Here is an 18,797-nt window from a genome sequence, read left to right on the forward strand (position 1 = left end):
CTTTATGTTTCCCAGTTTATTCAGATATCCCTTATAAGAAACAAAGTGTGAAATGGTTATATATTTTATCAAATTTGATATACAAGAGGTTACGTTATTTTTCAATCTTTGGTTTTGGTATGGAAGCTTTAATATACCCAGCAATACGAATAAGTTTCTAAGGGAGGTAAAGGGATGAAAGAGAACACTTTTCCTGAAGCTGTCTATTATTATTTTAAAGAATGGCAAGAGTATAATATGGAAATACATAAACACAAAGCAATCGAGATTATGTACGTCATTAAGGGGAAGTGTACGATAGAAATAAACAATACAAAGGTCGAGTTACGAAAACAACAGTATATTTTTATCTATGGGAATGTGCCGCATCGGCTAATTGTTGAAAAAAAGAACCCTTGCAGAATGCTTAATGTAGAATTCGAATGGAAAGAAAACATGAAGCATTTTACTTCCATCCATAATCTAATGCATCATGACCAGAGTCTTAAAGAGATGCTTACTGCCTCCGAAGATTATTTCATTTTGAAGGACAGTGGACATATCTATGGTCACCTCAGTTCTTTGGTGCTGGAGCTGGATTTGCAGAATTCCGATAATAGATTGCAGATTGATATTTTATTTATTCAATTATTGCTTAGTGTAGCCAAAAGCCGTAAAGAACAAATGCAGCAAATCGGTCAATCAAATGAATGGATTATCCATCAAGTATTAACTTATATCCATGAGAATTATGATTACGAGATCAGAACCTGTGACTTAGCGAATCTTGTCCACCTGCATCCTAGCTATTTGCATCGTATTTTCAAAAAAATGATGAAAATAACAATCAACGAATACCTTACAAAAGTAAGAATGGAAAAAGCTAAAATGTTGCTCACTAAAACGGATATACCTGTAACAGAAATCGCGAACTATGTCGGAATCAATACGAGCCAATATTTCAGTAATTTGTTTAAAATTTATACAACATTTACACCTTCCCAGTATCGTAAAGAAGGACAGAATTTTATAGGAGAGGATAATAAACTGGAAAGTCACGGTTGATATTTCAGATCAACTTGATTTTGTACCCGCGAAGGTATGAATCAAGTTTTTTTGTGTTGATATGCAGCATGCATTCCGTTATTGTCTTCATTTCTTGCTTTCATAGAAATTTCCTGAAGACCCAATTAATAAAAGTTAGGATTTTATACATGAATATTTATGGTAGTCACTATATTGAAAGCGATTCCAAATATTCGATGTTATAGTTTGTTTATCAGGTTGCGAGGAGGACTAACAATGACTTTTAAAATTGGATTTATTGGTGCAGGTAGTATTGGTTTTACTAGAGGATTGCTAAGGGATATTTTATCTGTTCCTGAATTTAACAACATAGAAGTAGCTTTTACAGATATCAATCAGAAGAACTTGGATATGGTCACACAGCTATGTCAACGAGATATAGATGAAAATGGATTATCTATACAAATTGAAGCAACTACAAATAGACGTGAAGCTTTAAAAGATGCGAAATACATTTTCAACGTTGTTCGCATTGGCGGGTTAGAAGCTTTTAAACATGACATTGAAATTCCCTTAAAATACGGTGTTGATCAATGTGTTGGAGATACATTATGTGCTGGCGGGATTATGTATGGACAGCGTGGTATAGCGGAGATGTTAGAAATTTGTAAAGACATACGTGAAGTTGCGGATAACGATTGTCTCTTACTTAATTATGCTAACCCGATGGCTATGCTCACTTGGGCATGTAATACATACGGCGGTGTTCGTACCATTGGACTATGTCACGGTGTACAGAATGGACATAAACAAATCGCAGAAGTGCTAGGCCGGAATAAAGAGGATGTTGATATCATTTGTGCTGGTATTAACCATCAGACATGGTATATCCAAGTGAATACAGATGGTGAGGACCGTACCGGAGATTTATTAGAGGCTTTTGAACAACATCCCGAATACCGTGAAGAAGAAAAGGTACGCATCGATATGCTTCGCCGTTTTGGCTATTTCAGTACGGAATCTAATGGTCATTTAAGCGAGTACCTGCCTTGGTACCGTAAGCGTCCAGAAGAAATAAATCAATGGATTGATTTAAGTAATTGGATTAATGGAGAAACCGGTGGCTATTTACGAGTTTGTACAGAAGGCCGGAATTGGTTTGAAACAGATTTTCCGAATTGGCTAAAGGAACCGGCATTTGAATACAAAGAAGAAAATCGCGGTCAGGAACATGGTTCCTATATTTTGGAAGGGTTAGAAACAGGGCGAACCTACCGCGGTCATTTTAATTATATTAATCAGGGTGTAATCTCTAATTTACCAGATGATGCTGTTATTGAAGCACCTGGTTATGTCGACCGTAATGGTATCAGTATACCTGTTGTAGGTGATTTACCTCTTGGTCCAGCGGCTGTTTGTAATGCCAGCATTTCTGTTCAGCGGCTGGCAGTAGAAGCAGCGGTTCATGGCGATGACTACTTATTAAGACAAGCTATGATGATAGATCCATTAGTTGGAGCAGTTTGTAATCCAAAAGAAATTTGGCAAATGACAGATGAGCTTCTAGTAGCACAGGAAAAGTGGCTGCCACAGTACCAGGGTGCTTCCCAAGCTGCTAAAGAACGGTTGGAAAATGAAGAACGTATACCAACAAAAGACTATCAAGGGGCAGCAAGATTAAAAACAAAGACAGTCGAAGAGATGGCGCAGAATCGGGAAGAAGCGGTCAAAAATGCTGGTGAAGCAGATAAAGGTAACTTTTAAAAAAGGGGGCAAAAACATGAAAAAAATGATGTTTGTAACTCTAATGTGCTTGGTCGTATTATTTGGATGTTCATCAAGTGATAGTGCTGAGGGAGAAAATGATGGTCAAACAACACTTGAGATTTGGTGGAATGTGGATGAGGCAGAAGATCGCAGTGGATATTATGATGCGATAGAGAGATATCAAGAATTAAATCCCGATATTAATATTAATGTGCAGGTTCTTCCCTATGAGCAGCTGAATCAGAAGATAACCACTTCAGCTGCTAATGGAAATCCACCGGATATTGCTCAAGGGTTGCAAGAGTGGATGGCAGATTTTAATTCTATGGGCATTTTATATCCACTAACTGATTTTGTTGACGAGTGGGAGGATAAAGATAACGTCCCACAACCTGTTTGGGATAGTGTCACAATTAGTGAAGAAGTAGTCGCTTTTCCAAGTTATATCGGAACAAGAGCACAGATGTATCATGAAGATATCTTAAATGAAGCAGGGGTAGAACCACCTGAAACCTGGGATGATTTATTTACCGTCGGAAAGCAGTTAAATGATGCTGGGGTTGAAAATCCTTTTGGTATCAGTGCAACATCTGCCCGTGCTCCACAAGAGTTAATTGTTTTCTTATGGTCTAATGGTCTGGAGGTTGTAGAAGAAACAGGAGAGGGCATGTTTAGAAATACTTGGACAGACAATGAAGATCAACTGGCAAAAGCAACAGAAGTTTTCCAATTATATAAAGACATGCTTGATCAAGGAGTCATTTCACAAAATCAAACAAGCTGGGGCTATCAAGAATTAGATCAGAATTTCGCTCAAGGCAGTGTAGCAATTACTCAAAATGGACCTTGGCTTCAAGAATATGAAAGCGAACAGCCTGAAGGGATGGCGGATGTAGCTTTGTCCGGTGTTCCGCCTTATAAAGAAACCCCTTCTACGTTTTTAGAAGTAGCTCAATGGTATGTATTTGAAGATTCTGAGCAGAAAGAAGCTGCTTTAGACTTTATTGAGTGGATGGGCTCTGAAGAAGGACAGAGCATTTATGCAAAAGGAAACCGAACGATTCGTAATGATATGGAATTAGAAGGTGAATGGAATACTGTTTTCACAGATATTGCAGAACACGGTAAATCTTGGCCGCCTGTTCCAATGGGAGGGATCACTAATGCAATGACAGATTCTCTGCAAAAAGTATTATTAGGGGAATCCACTCCAGAAGAAACAGCTATTTGGTTATCTGATCAAATTAACCAATCTCTTGCCGGTAATAACTTACTAGATGAATAAATAAAAGATACAATTCAGTTGATTATTCAGCAAATCACGGTGTGGAAAATGATTGCACCTGGAAAAATTAACTGGATTGTAGTATTTCCCCTTAAATAAAGGAGTTGCTGATATGATCAGATTTTTTAAAAAGCACGCAATAGCTTATATTTTTATGCTTCCAGCTGTTGTATTTTTAGTGTTGCTGCTTTTAGTACCGATTATTCGAGTATTCATTAATAGTCTCTATAACGCTAACTTATTGAATCCTGAAAGTGATGTATTTATTGGTCTGGAGAATTTTAAGAATGTTATTCAGGATCCGTTATTTTGGACTTATGCTGAAAATAGCATGGTTTATACGATAGGTTCTGTAGCAGGTGAGTTTATTGTAGGTTTAGGTATTGCTCTTTTGTTAAATCAGAAAATAAAGGGAAGAGCCTTCTTTCGTGGAGTGATGATTATTCCATGGGTCGTCCCAATTGTAGTTGCAGGGATGACATGGCGATGGATGCTAAATCCGGATTACGGAATTATTAATGTATTGTTAGTAAATATGGGAATTATCGATCAAAGTATCAATTGGCTGGGAAATGAATCAACAGCAATGTTTTCTGTTATCTGGATCAATATATGGAGGAGTTTTCCTTTTTACGCGATTTCATTTTTAGCTGTTCTTCAAACAATCAATAAAAGTGAATTAGAAGCCGCTGAACTTGATGGTGCTAATATGTTTAAACGATTTTGGTATATTACGTTACCTAAGCTGAAGGGGATTTCCAGTATATTGATTGTACTGCATTTAATTTGGACATTTAACAATTTTGATTTTATCTGGATATTAACAGAAGGCGGTCCCTTGAATGCAACAGAGACATTAGCGATTGCTACGTATAAGGAAGCCTTTATGACGTATCATTACGGTACAGCTTCAGCGATTTCCGTACTAATGGTTGCGATATTGATTGCTATGATGGCGTTGTATTTCTGGATACAAAAAAGACAAGGGGCAAAGGAGGGTTAATCATGCACTTTTCAAAAAAAATAAAGAAAAGGTTATTAAATACGGTGACTTATGTTCTGCTATTGATTGCCAGTATCTATAGTTTATTTCCGATACTATGGGCTTTCTTAACAGCAATCAAGCCAGGAGACGAAGTACGGTCAGCTAACCCTACATTCTTTACATCTAATCCTACTTTTGAGAATTTTCGTTCCGTTCTATTCGAAACACAATTCCCAAAGTATTTTCTTAACAGTGTAATTGTATCCGCAGGGAGTGTATTTTTATCTATCATAATTGGTGTCTTAGGTGCGTATACGCTGAGTCGATTAAGTAAAGCCCCGGGTACGAAAATATTTGGTGTGAGTATGCTGCTTGCACAAATGATACCAGTTGTACTATTAATGATTCCGCTTTATCGAACCATGATGAATTTAGGTTTGTTAGATTCTTACTTAGGATTGATTATATCTTACACAGTCTTTGCCGTTCCTATTATTACTTGGATGCTGAAGGGTTTCTTTGATACGATTCCAGTGGAAATCGAGGAAGCAGCGATGATTGATGGCTGCAGCAGAATTTATATTATTATTCGCATCATGCTGCCGTTATCTGTTCCAGCTATTATTTCTGCAGGTATTTATGCTTTAGTGCACGCTTGGAGTGAATTTGTTTTAACCTTTACTTTCGTGTCTGAAGACTCTATGCGAACTTTATCAACGGGTGTATTCAACTTTATGGGGCTTTGGATAGTAGATTGGGGAAGATTAATGGCAGCAGCGATTCTAATCATTATCCCAATTGCGATTGTATTTATTTTTATCCAGAAATATCTAGTTAGTGGTCTTACAGCAGGATCAACGAAAGGATAAGCACGTACGGATCAAATTGAAAATAAATGGCAGAAATGTTGACTATACCACAGTTTCCATCACTGTGGTATTTGTCGTTGTTTAACATACATTGCTTTTTTACCCTTATAATAGCAACTTGTAGAAAAGAACCCATTATGATATTTTCAAATATGGGTTCTTTTCATGGGTTATCTGGCTTTTTCATAGTATGATTGCTTTGTTTTAGAAAATAATAATCGTAAGCTTATCAGTACCGCACTGCGGTAGTACAACTATGTTATTAACGAAGGAAGCAGCATTTTTAAATGTTTTATTAAAAATAAAGGAACAATCAAAGAGGAGGAAGTAAACATTTCATGAGTGACAGAAATAAAGGCATTTTATTGTTATTATTATCAGCGTTAGGATTTTCTTTGATGGCCATGTTTGTAAAGCTGTCAGGAGATGTGCCTACAATACAAAAAACATTATTTCGCAATGGAATCTCAATGGTTATTGCGTTGGGTTTTGTTCTTTATCATAGAGAACGGCTTTTTGGGAAAAAGGAAAATCAAAAATATTTACTTCTGCGCTCTGCTCTGGGGATGACTGGGGTATTGCTTAATTTCTATGCCATCGATCATCTAGTGCTTTCCGATGCGGATATGCTGAATAAAATGAGTCCATTTATAACCATTATTTTTGCTGCGGTTTTCTTAAAGGAATACGTGATGCGGTTTCAGGTGGTCTCTGTTATTATCGCATTTCTTGGAACGTTATTTATTATCAAACCGGTCTTCAATCTAGATATGGTTCCATATGCAGCAGGGATTTTATCCGCAGTTTTTGCAGGAGGAGCGTACACCGTTTTACGGGTGCTTGGGAATAAAGAACAATTTTATACGGTTGTATTTTACTTCTCGTTCTTTTCCACTGTGATTTTATTACCGCCTGTTATCTTGTTTTATCAGCCGATGAGCGGGCTGCAGTGGTTGTACTTACTTGCAGCAGGAGTGTTCGCTACGGTGGGACAGTTTGGGATTACCGTTGCTTACAAATTTGCTCCAGCAAAAGAAATATCCATCTTTTTCTACTCGACCGTTGTATATTCCGGTATTATCAGTATTGCGCTCTTTGGCCAAATCCCAGACATATGGAGTATCCTTGGCTATCTGGCCATATTCGGTGCATCCTTCTATATGTTCCTGCGAAATAATCGGGATTTGAAAGAGGTTAAAGAATAGTGCATTGAAAAACCTGCACTTGAATGGGTACAGGTTTTTTCCTTTGAAATTACCAAACGGCTATGATAAACTGATCCAAAATCAGAGATGAGCAAAATGGTTTTCGTTAAAATAAATGATTCCTTCTCACAATTCCCTCATCATATCAACTAGCCTTGCTTTATCGATTTAACTTTTAAAAAATCGAATGAGGAAGGCTATTATTCATGAAATCGCATCCCGAATTAAGTAAATCACTTAACTCAGAGTGCGATTTTTTTTGTATTCAAAAACAGGAGGTAAGGAAAATGAAGAAGATAGATTATCAAAATGTAAAAGGAACACAAGATTATTTACCGGAGTCAGAAAGCGTACGGAGAAATATCCGGAGAACATTAGAGGATGTATTTATCCAATATGGATGTCAGCCGCTGGAAACACCTATCTTAAATTATACGGAATTGCTTGCTTCTAAATATGGCGGCGGTGCGGAAATATTAGAGGAGATGTACACTTTAACAGATAGAGGAGAAAGGGATTTAGCTCTGCGCTATGACCTTACGATACCTTTTGCCAAGGTGGCTGCAATGAATCCGACATTGAAGCTGCCATTTAAGCGGTATGAAATTGGTAAAGTATTTCGGGATGGGCCAATAAAAACAGGAAGATTGCGTGAATTTACCCAGTGTGATGTGGATATTGTCGGCGCAGATTCACAAATAGCTGAAGCGGAATTAATGATGATGGCGCTGGATGGCTTTGACAAGCTCGGAATGCAGGTGAATATTCAATATAATAATAGGAAATTATTAACCGGAGCATTGGAAGTGTTTGGTGTAGCGGATGCGAAAATCAATAAAGTGGTGCTGATTTTGGATAAGCTGGAGAAGATAGGGGTGGACGCAGTTATAGCCGAGCTTGCTGAACTAGGGGTGTCAGATGATGCGGCCCGCTCCATTAAACAATTTTTGACAGATGACGATCATACGGACTTTATCCGCTTTGAATCATTATCTAATCAAAATGAACAAGTCAGACAGGGATTGCAGGAACTAAAAGAGCTGAAATCGTATCTTGATTATTTGGATATTAGCGACCAATGTATATTTAATCCGTTTCTGGCACGGGGGCTAGAAATATATACAGGTACCGTTTATGAAATGTTTTTAGCGGATGATTCGATGAAGTCAAGCATTGGAAGCGGCGGAAGATATGATAATGCAATCGGCGGACTGATAGGAACAGATGAAATTTTCTCTACCGTTGGAATCTCTTTTGGGCTGGATGTGATTTATACAGCGATGGCTGCTGCGGGAGGAATCGAACCTGCTGGAAGAGAGGTGGATTATTATATTATTCCTCTGGGAAGACAAAAAGAATCATTGTCTGTGTCAACATATTTCCGGGATAAAGGATATAACGTAGATGTGGAATTAGGCAATAAAAAGGTCGGTAAGGCGCTTGACAGGGCGAATAAAGAAAACATACGAAACGTGATTATCATTGGCGATGAGGAAGTCAGGAAGAATCAGTTTAACGTGAAGGATATGCTTTCGGGAAAAGAGACGATAGAATCATTTTCGTTTCGTTGAATAGAGGATTGGTGAGAAGTATAAGGGGAGGCAGGAATCTATATGGCCCTCTTTTTATAGATTCCTGTTCTGTCTATTTAATCAAAACTTATTTAGCAGGTATGCCGCCTTGCTTTATTCCGACGACACGAAGTCGTTTATAATCTGCAATCCACTGCCCTTCTTGGTACAGGGCATCCTTTAAGTTATTTTCTACCTGTATCATCACACGCTCTTTGATAGCTTCCGGATGATTTTCAAAGATATTTCCGCAGAACATTTCCATCCAATTTCTCAGCCCGTTGTCTCCCTCTAAGGGTGTCGGCCGATTGAAATGCTGGGCAAAGGTTACGTTAAATCCCGTTTCCTCCATTAATGCTGCATACTCTCCTATGCTTGGGAAGTACCATGGGAACTGTTCCGGTGTATAGGGAATTCCAGCTTTTTTAACCTGATGGATGATTTCATTTGTAATCGTTTGAACATTGCTTTTACCGCCAAACTCTGCAACAAATCTACCGCCGGGTTTCAAGCTGTTATAGATGTGCTGAAGTGCTCCTTTGGGCTGCTTTACCCAATGAAGTGTTGCATTAGAGAAAACGGCATCAAAATCATTGTTGTATTCGAGTTCTAAAACATCTTTTGGCATAAACATTATATCGGGATATTTATCGTTTGCCTTGTGCACCATATTTTCTGATTTATCTACGCCGGTTACAGCGGCGCCCTGCTGATTGATTTGATGGGCTAAATCTCCTGTGCCACATCCGACATCAAGAATCTGTTCACCTTCTACGGGAGATAAAAGCTCTAATAAATGATTTCCAAATGATGATACAAAGGAATGATTCCCATCGTATAAATCTGCATTCCAGCTATCTTTTACATATTGTTCCATGATGCTTCCTCCTCATGTAGAATCTGTTGATTAAATCTGTGCGTATTAGTTGTATTATATGGGATGTATCTCAGCTTGCAAACTAAATTGTTTAATAAATGTTCATTCTCAAGTCACCGATGGAAGGATAACAGCATCCAATTTTGAGTAAGCCGGATAATAAGGATATACTTAAACATGCATGCCGTTTTTAACTGAATGGTATTTATTATACATATGGAGGTCAAAATATGAGAGTCTATTTAGCAAGCCCATTCTTTAATGAAAAAGAGATGGAGCCTTTAAAAGAAGCGGAACAAATTTTAGAAGCAAAAGGATTGGATGTTTTTTCACCGCGGAAAAACCAAATGGATCATTTGGAGGAAGGGAGCCGGCATTGGTCGATTGCAACATTTACCAATGATAAAAAGTTTATTGATTGGGCGGAAATCGTTGTTGGCGTTTATCATGGGAATTATTCAGATAGCGGAACAGCATTTGAATTAGGTTACGCCTATGGAACGAATAAACCGTTTATTGCAGTTCATGTAGGCGAGGACAGTAACTTGATGGTGCATGAAGGAGCTCATGCCAATGTCACCTTGGAAGAGCTGCGAGAATATGATTTTGAAGCAATGCCAAGCTCCTTTTATCAGGGGGAAATGTTCTGATTAAGTACAGCAGGGAATACCTTTTGATGGATGAAACAGTTCACCTATCAATGAAACAGTTCGATGAAAATCCTGTGATTACAGGATTTTTTATTGCAGAAATCGGTTAACCAAGTAAAGAAGTGGATTATAACATTAAAAATTATTGACATGAAACCTTTTGGTGTTATAATAAAAATAAAACCAAAAGGTGTTATATGAAGTGGGAAAAGAGGCTAGATGAATATGGAAAAACTTAAAGATATTGAACAGACAATTATTTTTAATGCTCCAATTGAAAAGGTCTGGGAAAAGGTGTCCACCTCAGAAGGAATAGCCGCTTGGTTTATGCCAAATGATTTTGAAGCGGAAGCAGGGCATGAATTTACCATCCAATCACCATTTGGGCCATCACCTTGCAAGGTATTAGAAGTAGACAAACCCAATAAAATATCTTTTGCGTGGGATACAGATGGATGGGTTGTTTCCTTCATTTTGAAGGATTTAGGAAATCGTACAGAATTCACACTTATCCATGGAGGCTGGAAAGAAGCAGAAGCAGTAATTACCAAACCGAATGAGAAGAGCTCTGTTATCAGAGAGAGAATGAATAAAGGATGGGAGAATATTGTGAGGGAAAGACTGAGAAAGGTTGTTGAAGTTTAAATGACAGCTGTAAAGAAACATGATGTTTTCCAAGCTATTGCGGATCCGACCAGAAGGGAAATTCTATATTTACTGTCAGATCAAAGGCTAGCTATCTCAGAAATCACTTCCCATTTTTCCATTACCCGAACAGCAGTAGTAAAGCACCTTACTATACTTTCTGAGGCGAAGCTTGTTTCAGGAGAAAAGGTTGGCAGAGAGAAAATCTATTACTTGCATGCTGAGCCGCTGACAGAAATAAAAGATTGGCTTTCCTATTTTGAACGGTTCTGGGATAATAAATTGTCTATGCTGAAGTATTTGGTAGAGAATGAGGAAGAGGATAAAGCGTAAAAAACGACAAAGAAAAAGAGCCGCTTATAATCACTTTAAGCGGCTTCAACATGAAGAAATGCCTGTAACATTCCCGCTGAATGCAGTTTCGTTTTATACTAAGGTTATACCCTGATCTGCCTGTTCACTATACGTTTTAAAATTGTCTAATATCGCCTGCCAGCCATTTCTTTGCATCTCGATGGAGTTTTCAAATTCCCCTTCAAAGACCTCTGTGATCTTTGTTGTGTTGCCTTGAGACGTGAAAGCAATTGTCACCTTTCTTCCATCATCCAGTGTATAACCAATGGTATCATGGAGGATTACCTCGTCATATATACCGCCAAAATCAAATCCAAAACTCCCATCCTTTGCTTCCATTCGAGTAATGAATTTACCGTCAGCTCTTAAATCATTCTCTGCCTTTGGTGCATGCCACTCTTTAGAAGCAACATACCACTTTGTGATATGCTCTGGCTCTGTCCAATAAGTCCATACGTTATCAACAGGTGCATGAACGGTTGTCTCCACGGTTATCATTTCCGGCTTCTCTCTCTGCATTACAAAACCTCCTTGTGATTTAAAGTTCATTTGTATTTAGAATACCACTTTACATACAGCAAGGTTTCTTTTTTATTGCTATTTGTATTTGGATGATATGTGATAAGATTTAGTAGTTATCAAGTGAATATTTTATCGAAAAGAAATTACTTAACCTTCATTGGCAGCTTACATGAACACATTTTTAATAAAATGCGTAGTGCTGCTGAGATAATTCCACACCATAGATAAAACTGCTTTGAAAGGAAGAATAAAATGATAAGAGAAGCAACGACAAATGATTTATCAGCCATTTTAGAGATTTATAATGACGCCATCGTGCATACTGCCGCTGTTTATTCTTATAAACCGCAAACATTGGAGAACAGAGAAGTATGGTTTAAGCAGAAAAAGGATGCGGGTTATCCCATATTTGTTTGTGAACAGGATGGAAACGTGGCGGGATTTGCTACATTCGGGCCTTTCAGAGACTGGCCGGCTTATAAATATTCCGTTGAACATTCTGTGTATGTGGACAAGAGCTATCGGAAAAAAGGAATTGCCAGCTTATTGATGCAAGAAATTATCGCTGTCGCCCGGGAAAGAGAATATATGACAATGATTGCCGGCATTGATGCTGCGAATGAGAAAAGTATTGCTTTGCATGAGAAATTTGGTTTTGAACATGCGGGCACGATAAAAAAAGCTGGCTTTAAATTTAAGCAATGGAGAGATTTAGCGTTTTATCAATTAGAGCTTAACGGACCGGAAAACCCTGTGGAAGAATAGATTAATGATATGAAAGGGAGCTTTTGCCTTGATTCGATTAGAATACTTTTCAAAAGAAGATTTCCAGCAATTAATTGATTGGGTGCCTGATGCTTCCTTTATTGTACAGTGGAGCGGTCCGACATTCCGTTATCCTTTAACGAACGAGCAGCTTGCAACGTATTTGGAAGGAGCGAATGAACCAGACGCTTCTAAATACATATTTAAAGTGATTGATAATGGGACGAATGAAGTCGTAGGACATGTTTCGCTGGGGAAAGTGGATAGAAATAATCATTCAGCAAGGATCGGCAAGGTATTAGTTGGTGCTGCTGACAGCAGAGGAAAAGGGTATGGAGCTCAGATTATACATGCAGCATTAACATTTGCATTTGAAAAATTGAACTTACATAAGGTTACTTTGGGTGTGTTTGATTTTAATGTATCAGCCATTAAATGCTATGAAGCAGCGGGATTCCGTAGAGAAAGAATCTTGCAGGATGCGGCAAAAATGGGAGATGAATATTGGACGCAGATTGAGATGGAGATATTAGCTGGTGAGTGGGCAGAAAAAAATGACAGACGAAAATCTTAATTCATGACGAATTAAGATTTTTTTTATTCTTTCCTTAAGGCTGAATCATGTAATTCAGTGATATTTTATTGCATCTTTGCTGGTTAAAATCTTCATTCAACCCATAAATGAAACTCTTTTCTGATTAAAACGTATGAATAAAGTATAGAAAAGAAAAGGCAGGTTTTTGAATATGGATTATGAAACAATCGTGTATGAAGAGCTTCGAGTTTGGCGTAATAAAGTTTTGAAAAAATCCAGTCTTTTTAATCAGTTATCGAAAAAAGCGCAAAAGAAAATAAATAGCATGATTCCTGAGAAGGCGCACCAGATCATTACAGGCAGCATTAAAAATATGGTGAAAGCGACATTGGCCGGATCCAATATGACAACGAAGAAACCTGAACCAACCGAACTTTCATTGTTTGAAAGGGATCAAATAGCCAAAGAAAAGCTAGTTTCTTATCGTAAAACAGCAGTAGTTGAAGGAGCTGGAACAGGGGCAGGAGGTATTTTCCTTGGACTTGCAGATTTTCCGCTGCTGCTGTCAATCAAGATGAAATTTTTGTTTGAATTGGCAGCAGTCTATGGCTATGATGCAAATGAATATGAGGAACGGCTATTTATCCTCCATGTTTTCCAACTTGCATTTTCCAGCGATGAAAAACGGAAGGATACGTTTTATATAATCGAAAATTGGGAGCAGGAGAAGGAGCAGCTGGCTGATATGGATTGGCGTGTTTTCCAGCAGGAGTATCGCGATTATATTGATTTGGTGAAAATGCTGCAGCTCGTTCCGGGGTTTGGTGCAATTGTAGGTGCATATGCAAATCATAATCTGATGGACACGCTTGGAGAAACAGCAATGAATGCATACAGGATGCGCCATTTTGAGCTGCAAGCGGAGAAGTGAAAGGTTCCTATGAGGTGTCTGAGGAAGATGCTGCAGTATTTTTAGGTGAATGAAGCTTCAATCGGGAAGCTCAAAAGGGCGTAAATAATATTGCTGCCCGTTTCCCAATGAACTTGATTATAAAAATATAAATGAGCTATCTGAAAAAAAACGCCTGCTGGAATAGAAAATGAGTAATGGGAGAGGGGATGGTTTTAACATTTTTCATTAAAAATTATTACAAAGTACTTGCATGATTCTAAAAATAACGTTAGGATTTATTTGTAATTGATTAATCACTTAATTTTTGGGCAGGTGCACTATGATGGTAAAATCAAAGAAGGAAAATCGGAAAGAAGAAATTCTAGAGGCTGGATTAGAAGTATTTGCAAAGAAAGGCTATTATAATGCAACTACCGCTCATGTTGCAGAAAAAGCTGCTATCTCTCAGCCGTATGTTTTTCGATTCTATAAAACAAAGGAAGAGTTATTCATTGCTGCCTTAGATCGGGCATTTGAAAGGATTCTGCAAACGTTTAAAAATGTGGAAGCAAGCCCGGAACAGCTCGTTGAAGAAATGATTGAAGCCTATGAAGAACTGTCCGAATTGTATCCTAATGAGATTGCTTTGCAGGTAATAGGAATTTCCGTAACAGAAAAATCGATACAGCGTACTGCAAAAAAAGGATTATCTGACATCAGAAGCTATACTTTAGAAAGATTCAAGTCTGCCGGAATAAAGGATGCAGAAAGGGAAGCCAGTACGTTTTTAGCAAGAGGAATGCTATGTAATATTTCTTATTTCTTAGACCTTCCCGAGCTTATTGATGAGAAAACAAAATAAATAATCAATGAAAGTTGATTATTTATTTTTGCAAAGAAGTGATTGATTAATCAATAAATAATTTAGGGGGTGAGAATGTGAAATTACGTAAGGTAGATTATGTTTTTATTGGAATTATTGCTGTTTGTCTCATCAGCTGGTTGGATTAATTAGTTGCTAATCAATAATTAAAAGGTGGTTGAAAAAATGATGGTGAAAAATAAAAAGGAACATGCTGTTTCCACTTTATCTGTCGGATTAGGCATTGCTGTCGCTGTGATTGTATTGTTCACATATTGGGATTAATTCTTTATTTATCAAGCTTATATTGAAGGTGATACCTTAATAGGCGTAAAAGGTAACATGGAAATTATTTTTGCTTTTTAGTTATTGATTAATCAATAACTAAAAGAAGGGAGTATTGAAAATGAAAAAAGCAATTGTATTAGGCGCAACCGGGGGTACTGGTCAAGTTATGGTTTCAGAACTATTAGACAGAGGAAGAGAGGTCATTGCCTTCGGACGCTCTCAAAATAAATTGGAAGCATTAATGGCAGAACACAATCATCATTTGAATCTTACCTATCAGCTGGGAGACATATTTGATTGTCAAACGATTGTGGAAGCTGCTAAAGATGCAGATGTTATCTTTCAGTGTGCTAATATTCCATATCAGGAAATGGCGGAAAAATTGATGCCGCTGGGAGAAAGTGTGATGAAAGCAGCAGATATTTTGGGAAAAAGAATCGTGATTGTTGATGGCATTTATGTATATGGACACCAAGTTGCGAAAGGAGATGAAAACCATCCTCAACATCCACATACAAAAAAAGGTAAACTTAGAGTAGCTTTCGAACAATTGATATTCAGCGGAAAATGGAAAAGAGCAAAAGCTTTAATTGTCAGGTTGCCAGATTATTATGGCCCAACTTCACAAAATTCTTACTTGCAGCCTACACTTGATGGAATGGCTGCAGGTAAAATGTCCATTTTTATTGGTAATTTACAAACGCCCCGTGAATATGTTTATTTGCCAGATGCTGCTAAGATGATTGTGAATATAGCAGATAAAGACGATTCCTATGGAGAGAATTGGAACATACCAGGTGCTGGATTGATTTCAGGTAAAGAGATTATTCGAATTGCTCGGAAAGTAACAGGAAATCAGAAGGTGGTTATTCCTCTGACTAAAAATGTTATCCGGTGTATGGGTTTGTTTGATGCATTTATGAGAGAAATTGTTGAAATCATGTACCTTACCAAAGAAGGATTTATTTTGAGTGGAGATAAATATGAAAGACGGATTGGCCCCATTCCAGCAACTCCTTTTCAAAATGGGCTGGAAGAAACATTACTATCTTTAATAGGCAATAAAAATTAATGTTATAAAGTTAACAGGGGTAACAAAAGCTAATGGTGATAAAGTAAGATAATGAAGTAAATAATGGGGTCAATGTAAAGTTAAAGAGGCAAAGATATGAAAGTTCTCTACCATATACAAAGCAATTGATCCTTACAGTCTTTACAATGTTTGTTTTGTATATGGTATAAACCATTCATGCGTCACATATCATGCGATGCATTATTTTTTTGTCTGGAATGATTTTTATTCTTCACTTTATGAGAACCTGCCAATGGTTCGCCATAAGGCTGCTTTGGACTTTGCGGCAAATTAGGTTGTTCCTGCTGTTTTGGTCCTTTTCGGTTTTTCGTCATTTATATTCAACCTCCGTCGTGTAGTTATTGTGCTTTTGTATTTACAAACGTATTTTCATCCTCGATTAAGCCGCATGCTCCGCACTGTATTCTTCTCTCAGGCCCATTATAGGCGATGTGAAATACTTCCAGCGGCTCCTGCGTGTAATCATTTAATACTTCTCCTGTGCTGGCATCTAATTTGACCGGATTCGCTACTTGTTCAATGACATTGAAACGCGACCGGTTTGATTTACATCTGGGACATTGATATGGCTGGCTCATCTAGAGCACCCCCGATTACTTTATTGTTATTTAAGGTATCTTATTGGTATTTTCTCTGATTTCTATGAAATTATACGGGTATTTTCATCTGTTGATTCATTTCCTATTTTTTAATCGTTTATCTAATGATTTAAATAATGTGTTGACAAAATAAAAAGTACATCATATAATTTATATTGAATTAAAAATAAATTAATTAATTATAGTTTGATTAAATATAAATTCAGAAAGAAGGGTGATGATAGGTAACTAAATGAAACACAGTTGGAAGCAGAATGGTCTCAAAAAGCGGTTATTTTTTCACTAAGTATAAAAAAGCTGAAATGAGGCATAAAAAGAACAGTTAGATATTGGGATGCAGCGCTCCAATAAAGGAGATGGTTCTGGCGAAGAAAAAGAGAGCTATTTTAAAGAGGTGTAAGAAATGGGATTTTTAAATAAATTATTTGGAAAATCAAATGAATCAAAGGAGATAGAAACGATGACAAAAACAAAAGTAGCAGTTATTTTTTATAGTATGGGCGGTACGAACTACCAAATGGCAAAATGGGCAGCAGAAGCGGCGGAAGCAAATGGCGCAGAAGTAAGAGTATTGAAAGTGCAGGAATTAGCTCCAGAATCTGCTATTGAAGGAAATCCGGCATGGAAAGCAACCGTAGAAGCAACCAAGGATGTTCCTGTTGCATCTTCAGAAGATATTGAATGGGCAGATGCACTTATCTTCAGCACGCCAACGCGTTTTGGTAATGTGCCTTCTCAAATGAAGCAATTCTTAGATATCCAAGGCGGACTTTGGGCTAGCGGAAAAACAGTGAACAAAGTAGTCAGTGCGATGTCTTCTGCACAGAATCCGCATGGCGGTCAGGAAGCGACGATCCTGTCGTTGTACACGAGCATGATGCACTGGGGAGCTATCATTGTACCTCCAGGCTACTCGGATGAATCTGTATTTGCAGCTGGCGGAAATCCTTATGGTACAAGTGTCACTGTTGATCAAGACGGAAAAATGGTGGAAGATGTGGAAGCGACAGTTAAGCATCAGGCACAACGTACAGTGACAGCTGCTGAATGGGTTAAAAAAGGAAATCAATAATTCATGCTATTAGAAAAGATGGCACCTTTCATTTGGAATGGTGCTGTCTTTTTTGTATATCCGGAAAGCAGTGAGACGCTGCTTCATGAATCAGGGGGATAGTAAGTTTTTAAAAACATAGAGAAAACAAGTATAATGGTTTTATACCGCATTTAAATTCCTCCTAATAATTAAAAGGCAAGGAAAAACAATATGAAAATAACTGATTACTCGCAAATTGCTGATAAATATGAGAGCAATACATATCGATTAGATGAAATGCAATTTGATAAGGATTTAAAGGAGTATCAATATAGATACCCTAAACCAATGTATCACGTGTTAGATTTAGCATGCGGGACAGGTATTTATCTTAATACTCAAATAAACCTGTTTTGATAGTCGAAACATGAGCTGGTACGGGCTTGATGCTTCAGAGGATATGTTGAAAAAGGCGAAGAACAAATTAAAAAATGTCTCACTCGTGCATGGTTTAGCTGAAGATATGCCCTACGAGAATGAAAAGTTTGATTATATCTCCAATAATTATGCTTTTCATCATTTTTTAAAGAAGGAAGCAGCGCTTGATGAAATATATCGTGTCTTGAAGAAAAACGGTGTATACAAGCTGCATAATATTGCTATCCATGATATGAGAAAATGGTGGGTATATCATTATTTTCCAACAGCATATGAAGAGGACGTAAAAAGGTTTTGGGAAAAGGAAGTTATTTTTGATGAGCTTTCAATAAGAGGGTTTAACACAGAACTGCAGATGACATATCGATTAGAAAAAATCAGGGTGTCGGATTATCTGGGGTATGCAAAGAATAGAGACATATCCATATTAACGTTGATTGATGATCAGGATTACCAAGAAGGGTTAGAGAAAATGAGATATGATGTGAAGCGTAATCCTAAAAAAACCATCGTCACTGATTTTGCAGAGATGTTTTGTATTTCGACAAAGGGGTAGT

Annotated in this window: 21 protein-coding genes; 17 read left to right on the forward strand and 4 right to left on the reverse strand. The window is 37.5% G+C overall.

The annotated features are described in order from the left end of the window. The first annotated feature begins 174 nt into the window (after positions 1-174). The 7 genes from ACZSMY_RS12760 (at position 175) to ACZSMY_RS12790 (ending at position 8,687) form a co-directional block, all read left to right on the forward strand. Positions 175-1,044 (forward strand): AraC family transcriptional regulator, encoded by an 870-nt coding sequence (locus ACZSMY_RS12760; RefSeq protein WP_256705553.1) that lies wholly within the window; start codon positions 175-177, stop codon positions 1,042-1,044. 237 nt (positions 1,045-1,281) lie between these two features. Beyond that, complete coding sequence (locus ACZSMY_RS12765) at positions 1,282-2,769, forward strand: alpha-glucosidase/alpha-galactosidase (RefSeq protein WP_368901291.1); 1,488 nt, start codon at positions 1,282-1,284, stop codon at positions 2,767-2,769. Between the two features lie 16 nt (positions 2,770-2,785). Further along, complete coding sequence (locus ACZSMY_RS12770; protein ID WP_465147849.1) at positions 2,786-4,057, forward strand: ABC transporter substrate-binding protein; 1,272 nt, start codon at positions 2,786-2,788, stop codon at positions 4,055-4,057. Between the two features lie 112 nt (positions 4,058-4,169). Continuing rightward, a complete protein-coding gene (locus tag ACZSMY_RS12775; RefSeq protein ID WP_193062519.1) occupies positions 4,170-5,060 on the forward strand; it encodes a carbohydrate ABC transporter permease in 891 nt (296 codons plus the stop codon). A gap of 2 nt (positions 5,061-5,062) precedes the next feature. Further along, entirely contained in the window at positions 5,063-5,911 is an 849-nt protein-coding gene (locus ACZSMY_RS12780) for a carbohydrate ABC transporter permease (protein WP_193062521.1), read from the forward strand. 338 nt (positions 5,912-6,249) lie between these two features. Then, entirely contained in the window at positions 6,250-7,116 is an 867-nt protein-coding gene (locus ACZSMY_RS12785; RefSeq protein ID WP_042531196.1) for a DMT family transporter, read from the forward strand. Positions 7,117-7,403: 287 nt separating this feature from the next. Further along, a complete protein-coding gene (locus ACZSMY_RS12790; RefSeq protein WP_289584668.1) occupies positions 7,404-8,687 on the forward strand; it encodes a histidine--tRNA ligase in 1,284 nt (427 codons plus the stop codon). An 88-nt stretch (positions 8,688-8,775) separates the two neighbouring features. Here ACZSMY_RS12790 and ACZSMY_RS12795 read toward each other — a convergent pair whose 3' ends face one another. Continuing rightward, positions 8,776-9,564, reverse strand: a complete 789-nt coding sequence (locus tag ACZSMY_RS12795; RefSeq protein ID WP_193062525.1) for a class I SAM-dependent methyltransferase — start codon at positions 9,562-9,564, stop codon at positions 8,776-8,778. Positions 9,565-9,794: 230 nt separating this feature from the next. On the opposite strand from ACZSMY_RS12795, the gene ACZSMY_RS12800 reads away from it, so the two are divergent. The 3 genes from ACZSMY_RS12800 (at position 9,795) to ACZSMY_RS12810 (ending at position 11,192) form a co-directional block, all read left to right on the forward strand. Then, a complete protein-coding gene (locus ACZSMY_RS12800; RefSeq protein ID WP_042531201.1) occupies positions 9,795-10,214 on the forward strand; it encodes a nucleoside 2-deoxyribosyltransferase in 420 nt (139 codons plus the stop codon). 225 nt (positions 10,215-10,439) lie between these two features. After that, positions 10,440-10,859, forward strand: coding sequence for an SRPBCC family protein (locus ACZSMY_RS12805; protein WP_042531203.1), 420 nt, complete (start codon positions 10,440-10,442; stop codon positions 10,857-10,859). After that, positions 10,860-11,192, forward strand: coding sequence for an ArsR/SmtB family transcription factor (locus ACZSMY_RS12810; protein ID WP_042531205.1), 333 nt, complete (start codon positions 10,860-10,862; stop codon positions 11,190-11,192). Between the two features lie 93 nt (positions 11,193-11,285). Here the strand turns inward: ACZSMY_RS12810 and ACZSMY_RS12815 are convergent, their stop codons facing one another. Continuing rightward, on the reverse strand, positions 11,286-11,732 hold the full coding sequence (locus tag ACZSMY_RS12815; RefSeq protein ID WP_465147850.1) for an SRPBCC family protein: 447 nt from the start codon (positions 11,730-11,732) through the stop codon (positions 11,286-11,288). A 255-nt stretch (positions 11,733-11,987) separates the two neighbouring features. Between ACZSMY_RS12815 and ACZSMY_RS12820 the strand changes: the two genes are divergently transcribed. The 5 genes from ACZSMY_RS12820 to ACZSMY_RS12840 all read left to right on the forward strand — a co-directional run bounded on the left by ACZSMY_RS12820 (position 11,988) and on the right by ACZSMY_RS12840 (position 16,149). Next, positions 11,988-12,500 carry a GNAT family N-acetyltransferase gene (locus tag ACZSMY_RS12820; protein ID WP_193062531.1) on the forward strand — a complete coding sequence of 171 codons (513 nt, stop codon included), beginning with the start codon at positions 11,988-11,990 and terminating at the stop codon, positions 12,498-12,500. Between the two features lie 28 nt (positions 12,501-12,528). Continuing rightward, positions 12,529-13,074, forward strand: coding sequence for a GNAT family N-acetyltransferase (locus tag ACZSMY_RS12825; RefSeq protein WP_193062533.1), 546 nt, complete (start codon positions 12,529-12,531; stop codon positions 13,072-13,074). 172 nt (positions 13,075-13,246) lie between these two features. Further along, complete coding sequence (locus ACZSMY_RS12830) at positions 13,247-13,966, forward strand: EcsC family protein (protein ID WP_465147851.1); 720 nt, start codon at positions 13,247-13,249, stop codon at positions 13,964-13,966. A 304-nt stretch (positions 13,967-14,270) separates the two neighbouring features. After that, on the forward strand, positions 14,271-14,789 hold the full coding sequence (locus tag ACZSMY_RS12835; protein WP_193062895.1) for a TetR/AcrR family transcriptional regulator: 519 nt from the start codon (positions 14,271-14,273) through the stop codon (positions 14,787-14,789). 406 nt (positions 14,790-15,195) lie between these two features. Beyond that, entirely contained in the window at positions 15,196-16,149 is a 954-nt protein-coding gene (locus ACZSMY_RS12840) for an SDR family oxidoreductase (protein WP_042531218.1), read from the forward strand. A 182-nt stretch (positions 16,150-16,331) separates the two neighbouring features. Here ACZSMY_RS12840 and ACZSMY_RS12845 read toward each other — a convergent pair whose 3' ends face one another. Both ACZSMY_RS12845 and ACZSMY_RS12850 read right to left on the reverse strand, forming a co-directional pair. Continuing rightward, positions 16,332-16,484, reverse strand: a complete 153-nt coding sequence (locus tag ACZSMY_RS12845) for a small acid-soluble spore protein P (RefSeq protein WP_040979436.1) — start codon at positions 16,482-16,484, stop codon at positions 16,332-16,334. Between the two features lie 24 nt (positions 16,485-16,508). Then, entirely contained in the window at positions 16,509-16,748 is a 240-nt protein-coding gene (locus tag ACZSMY_RS12850) for a DNA alkylation repair protein (RefSeq protein WP_465147852.1), read from the reverse strand. A gap of 481 nt (positions 16,749-17,229) precedes the next feature. Here ACZSMY_RS12850 and wrbA point away from each other — a divergent pair, with 481 nt between their 5' ends. Both wrbA and ACZSMY_RS12860 read left to right on the forward strand, forming a co-directional pair. Continuing rightward, on the forward strand, positions 17,230-17,841 hold the full coding sequence (wrbA, locus tag ACZSMY_RS12855; protein ID WP_042535902.1) for an NAD(P)H:quinone oxidoreductase type IV: 612 nt from the start codon (positions 17,230-17,232) through the stop codon (positions 17,839-17,841). 388 nt (positions 17,842-18,229) lie between these two features. Beyond that, the gene (locus tag ACZSMY_RS12860; RefSeq protein WP_465147853.1) at positions 18,230-18,796 is read left to right on the forward strand and encodes a class I SAM-dependent methyltransferase; all 567 of its coding nucleotides are present in this window, start codon (positions 18,230-18,232) and stop codon (positions 18,794-18,796) included. Position 18,797: the final 1 nt, after the last annotated feature.

Source organism: Oceanobacillus sp. B139/18, assembly GCF_055524595.1.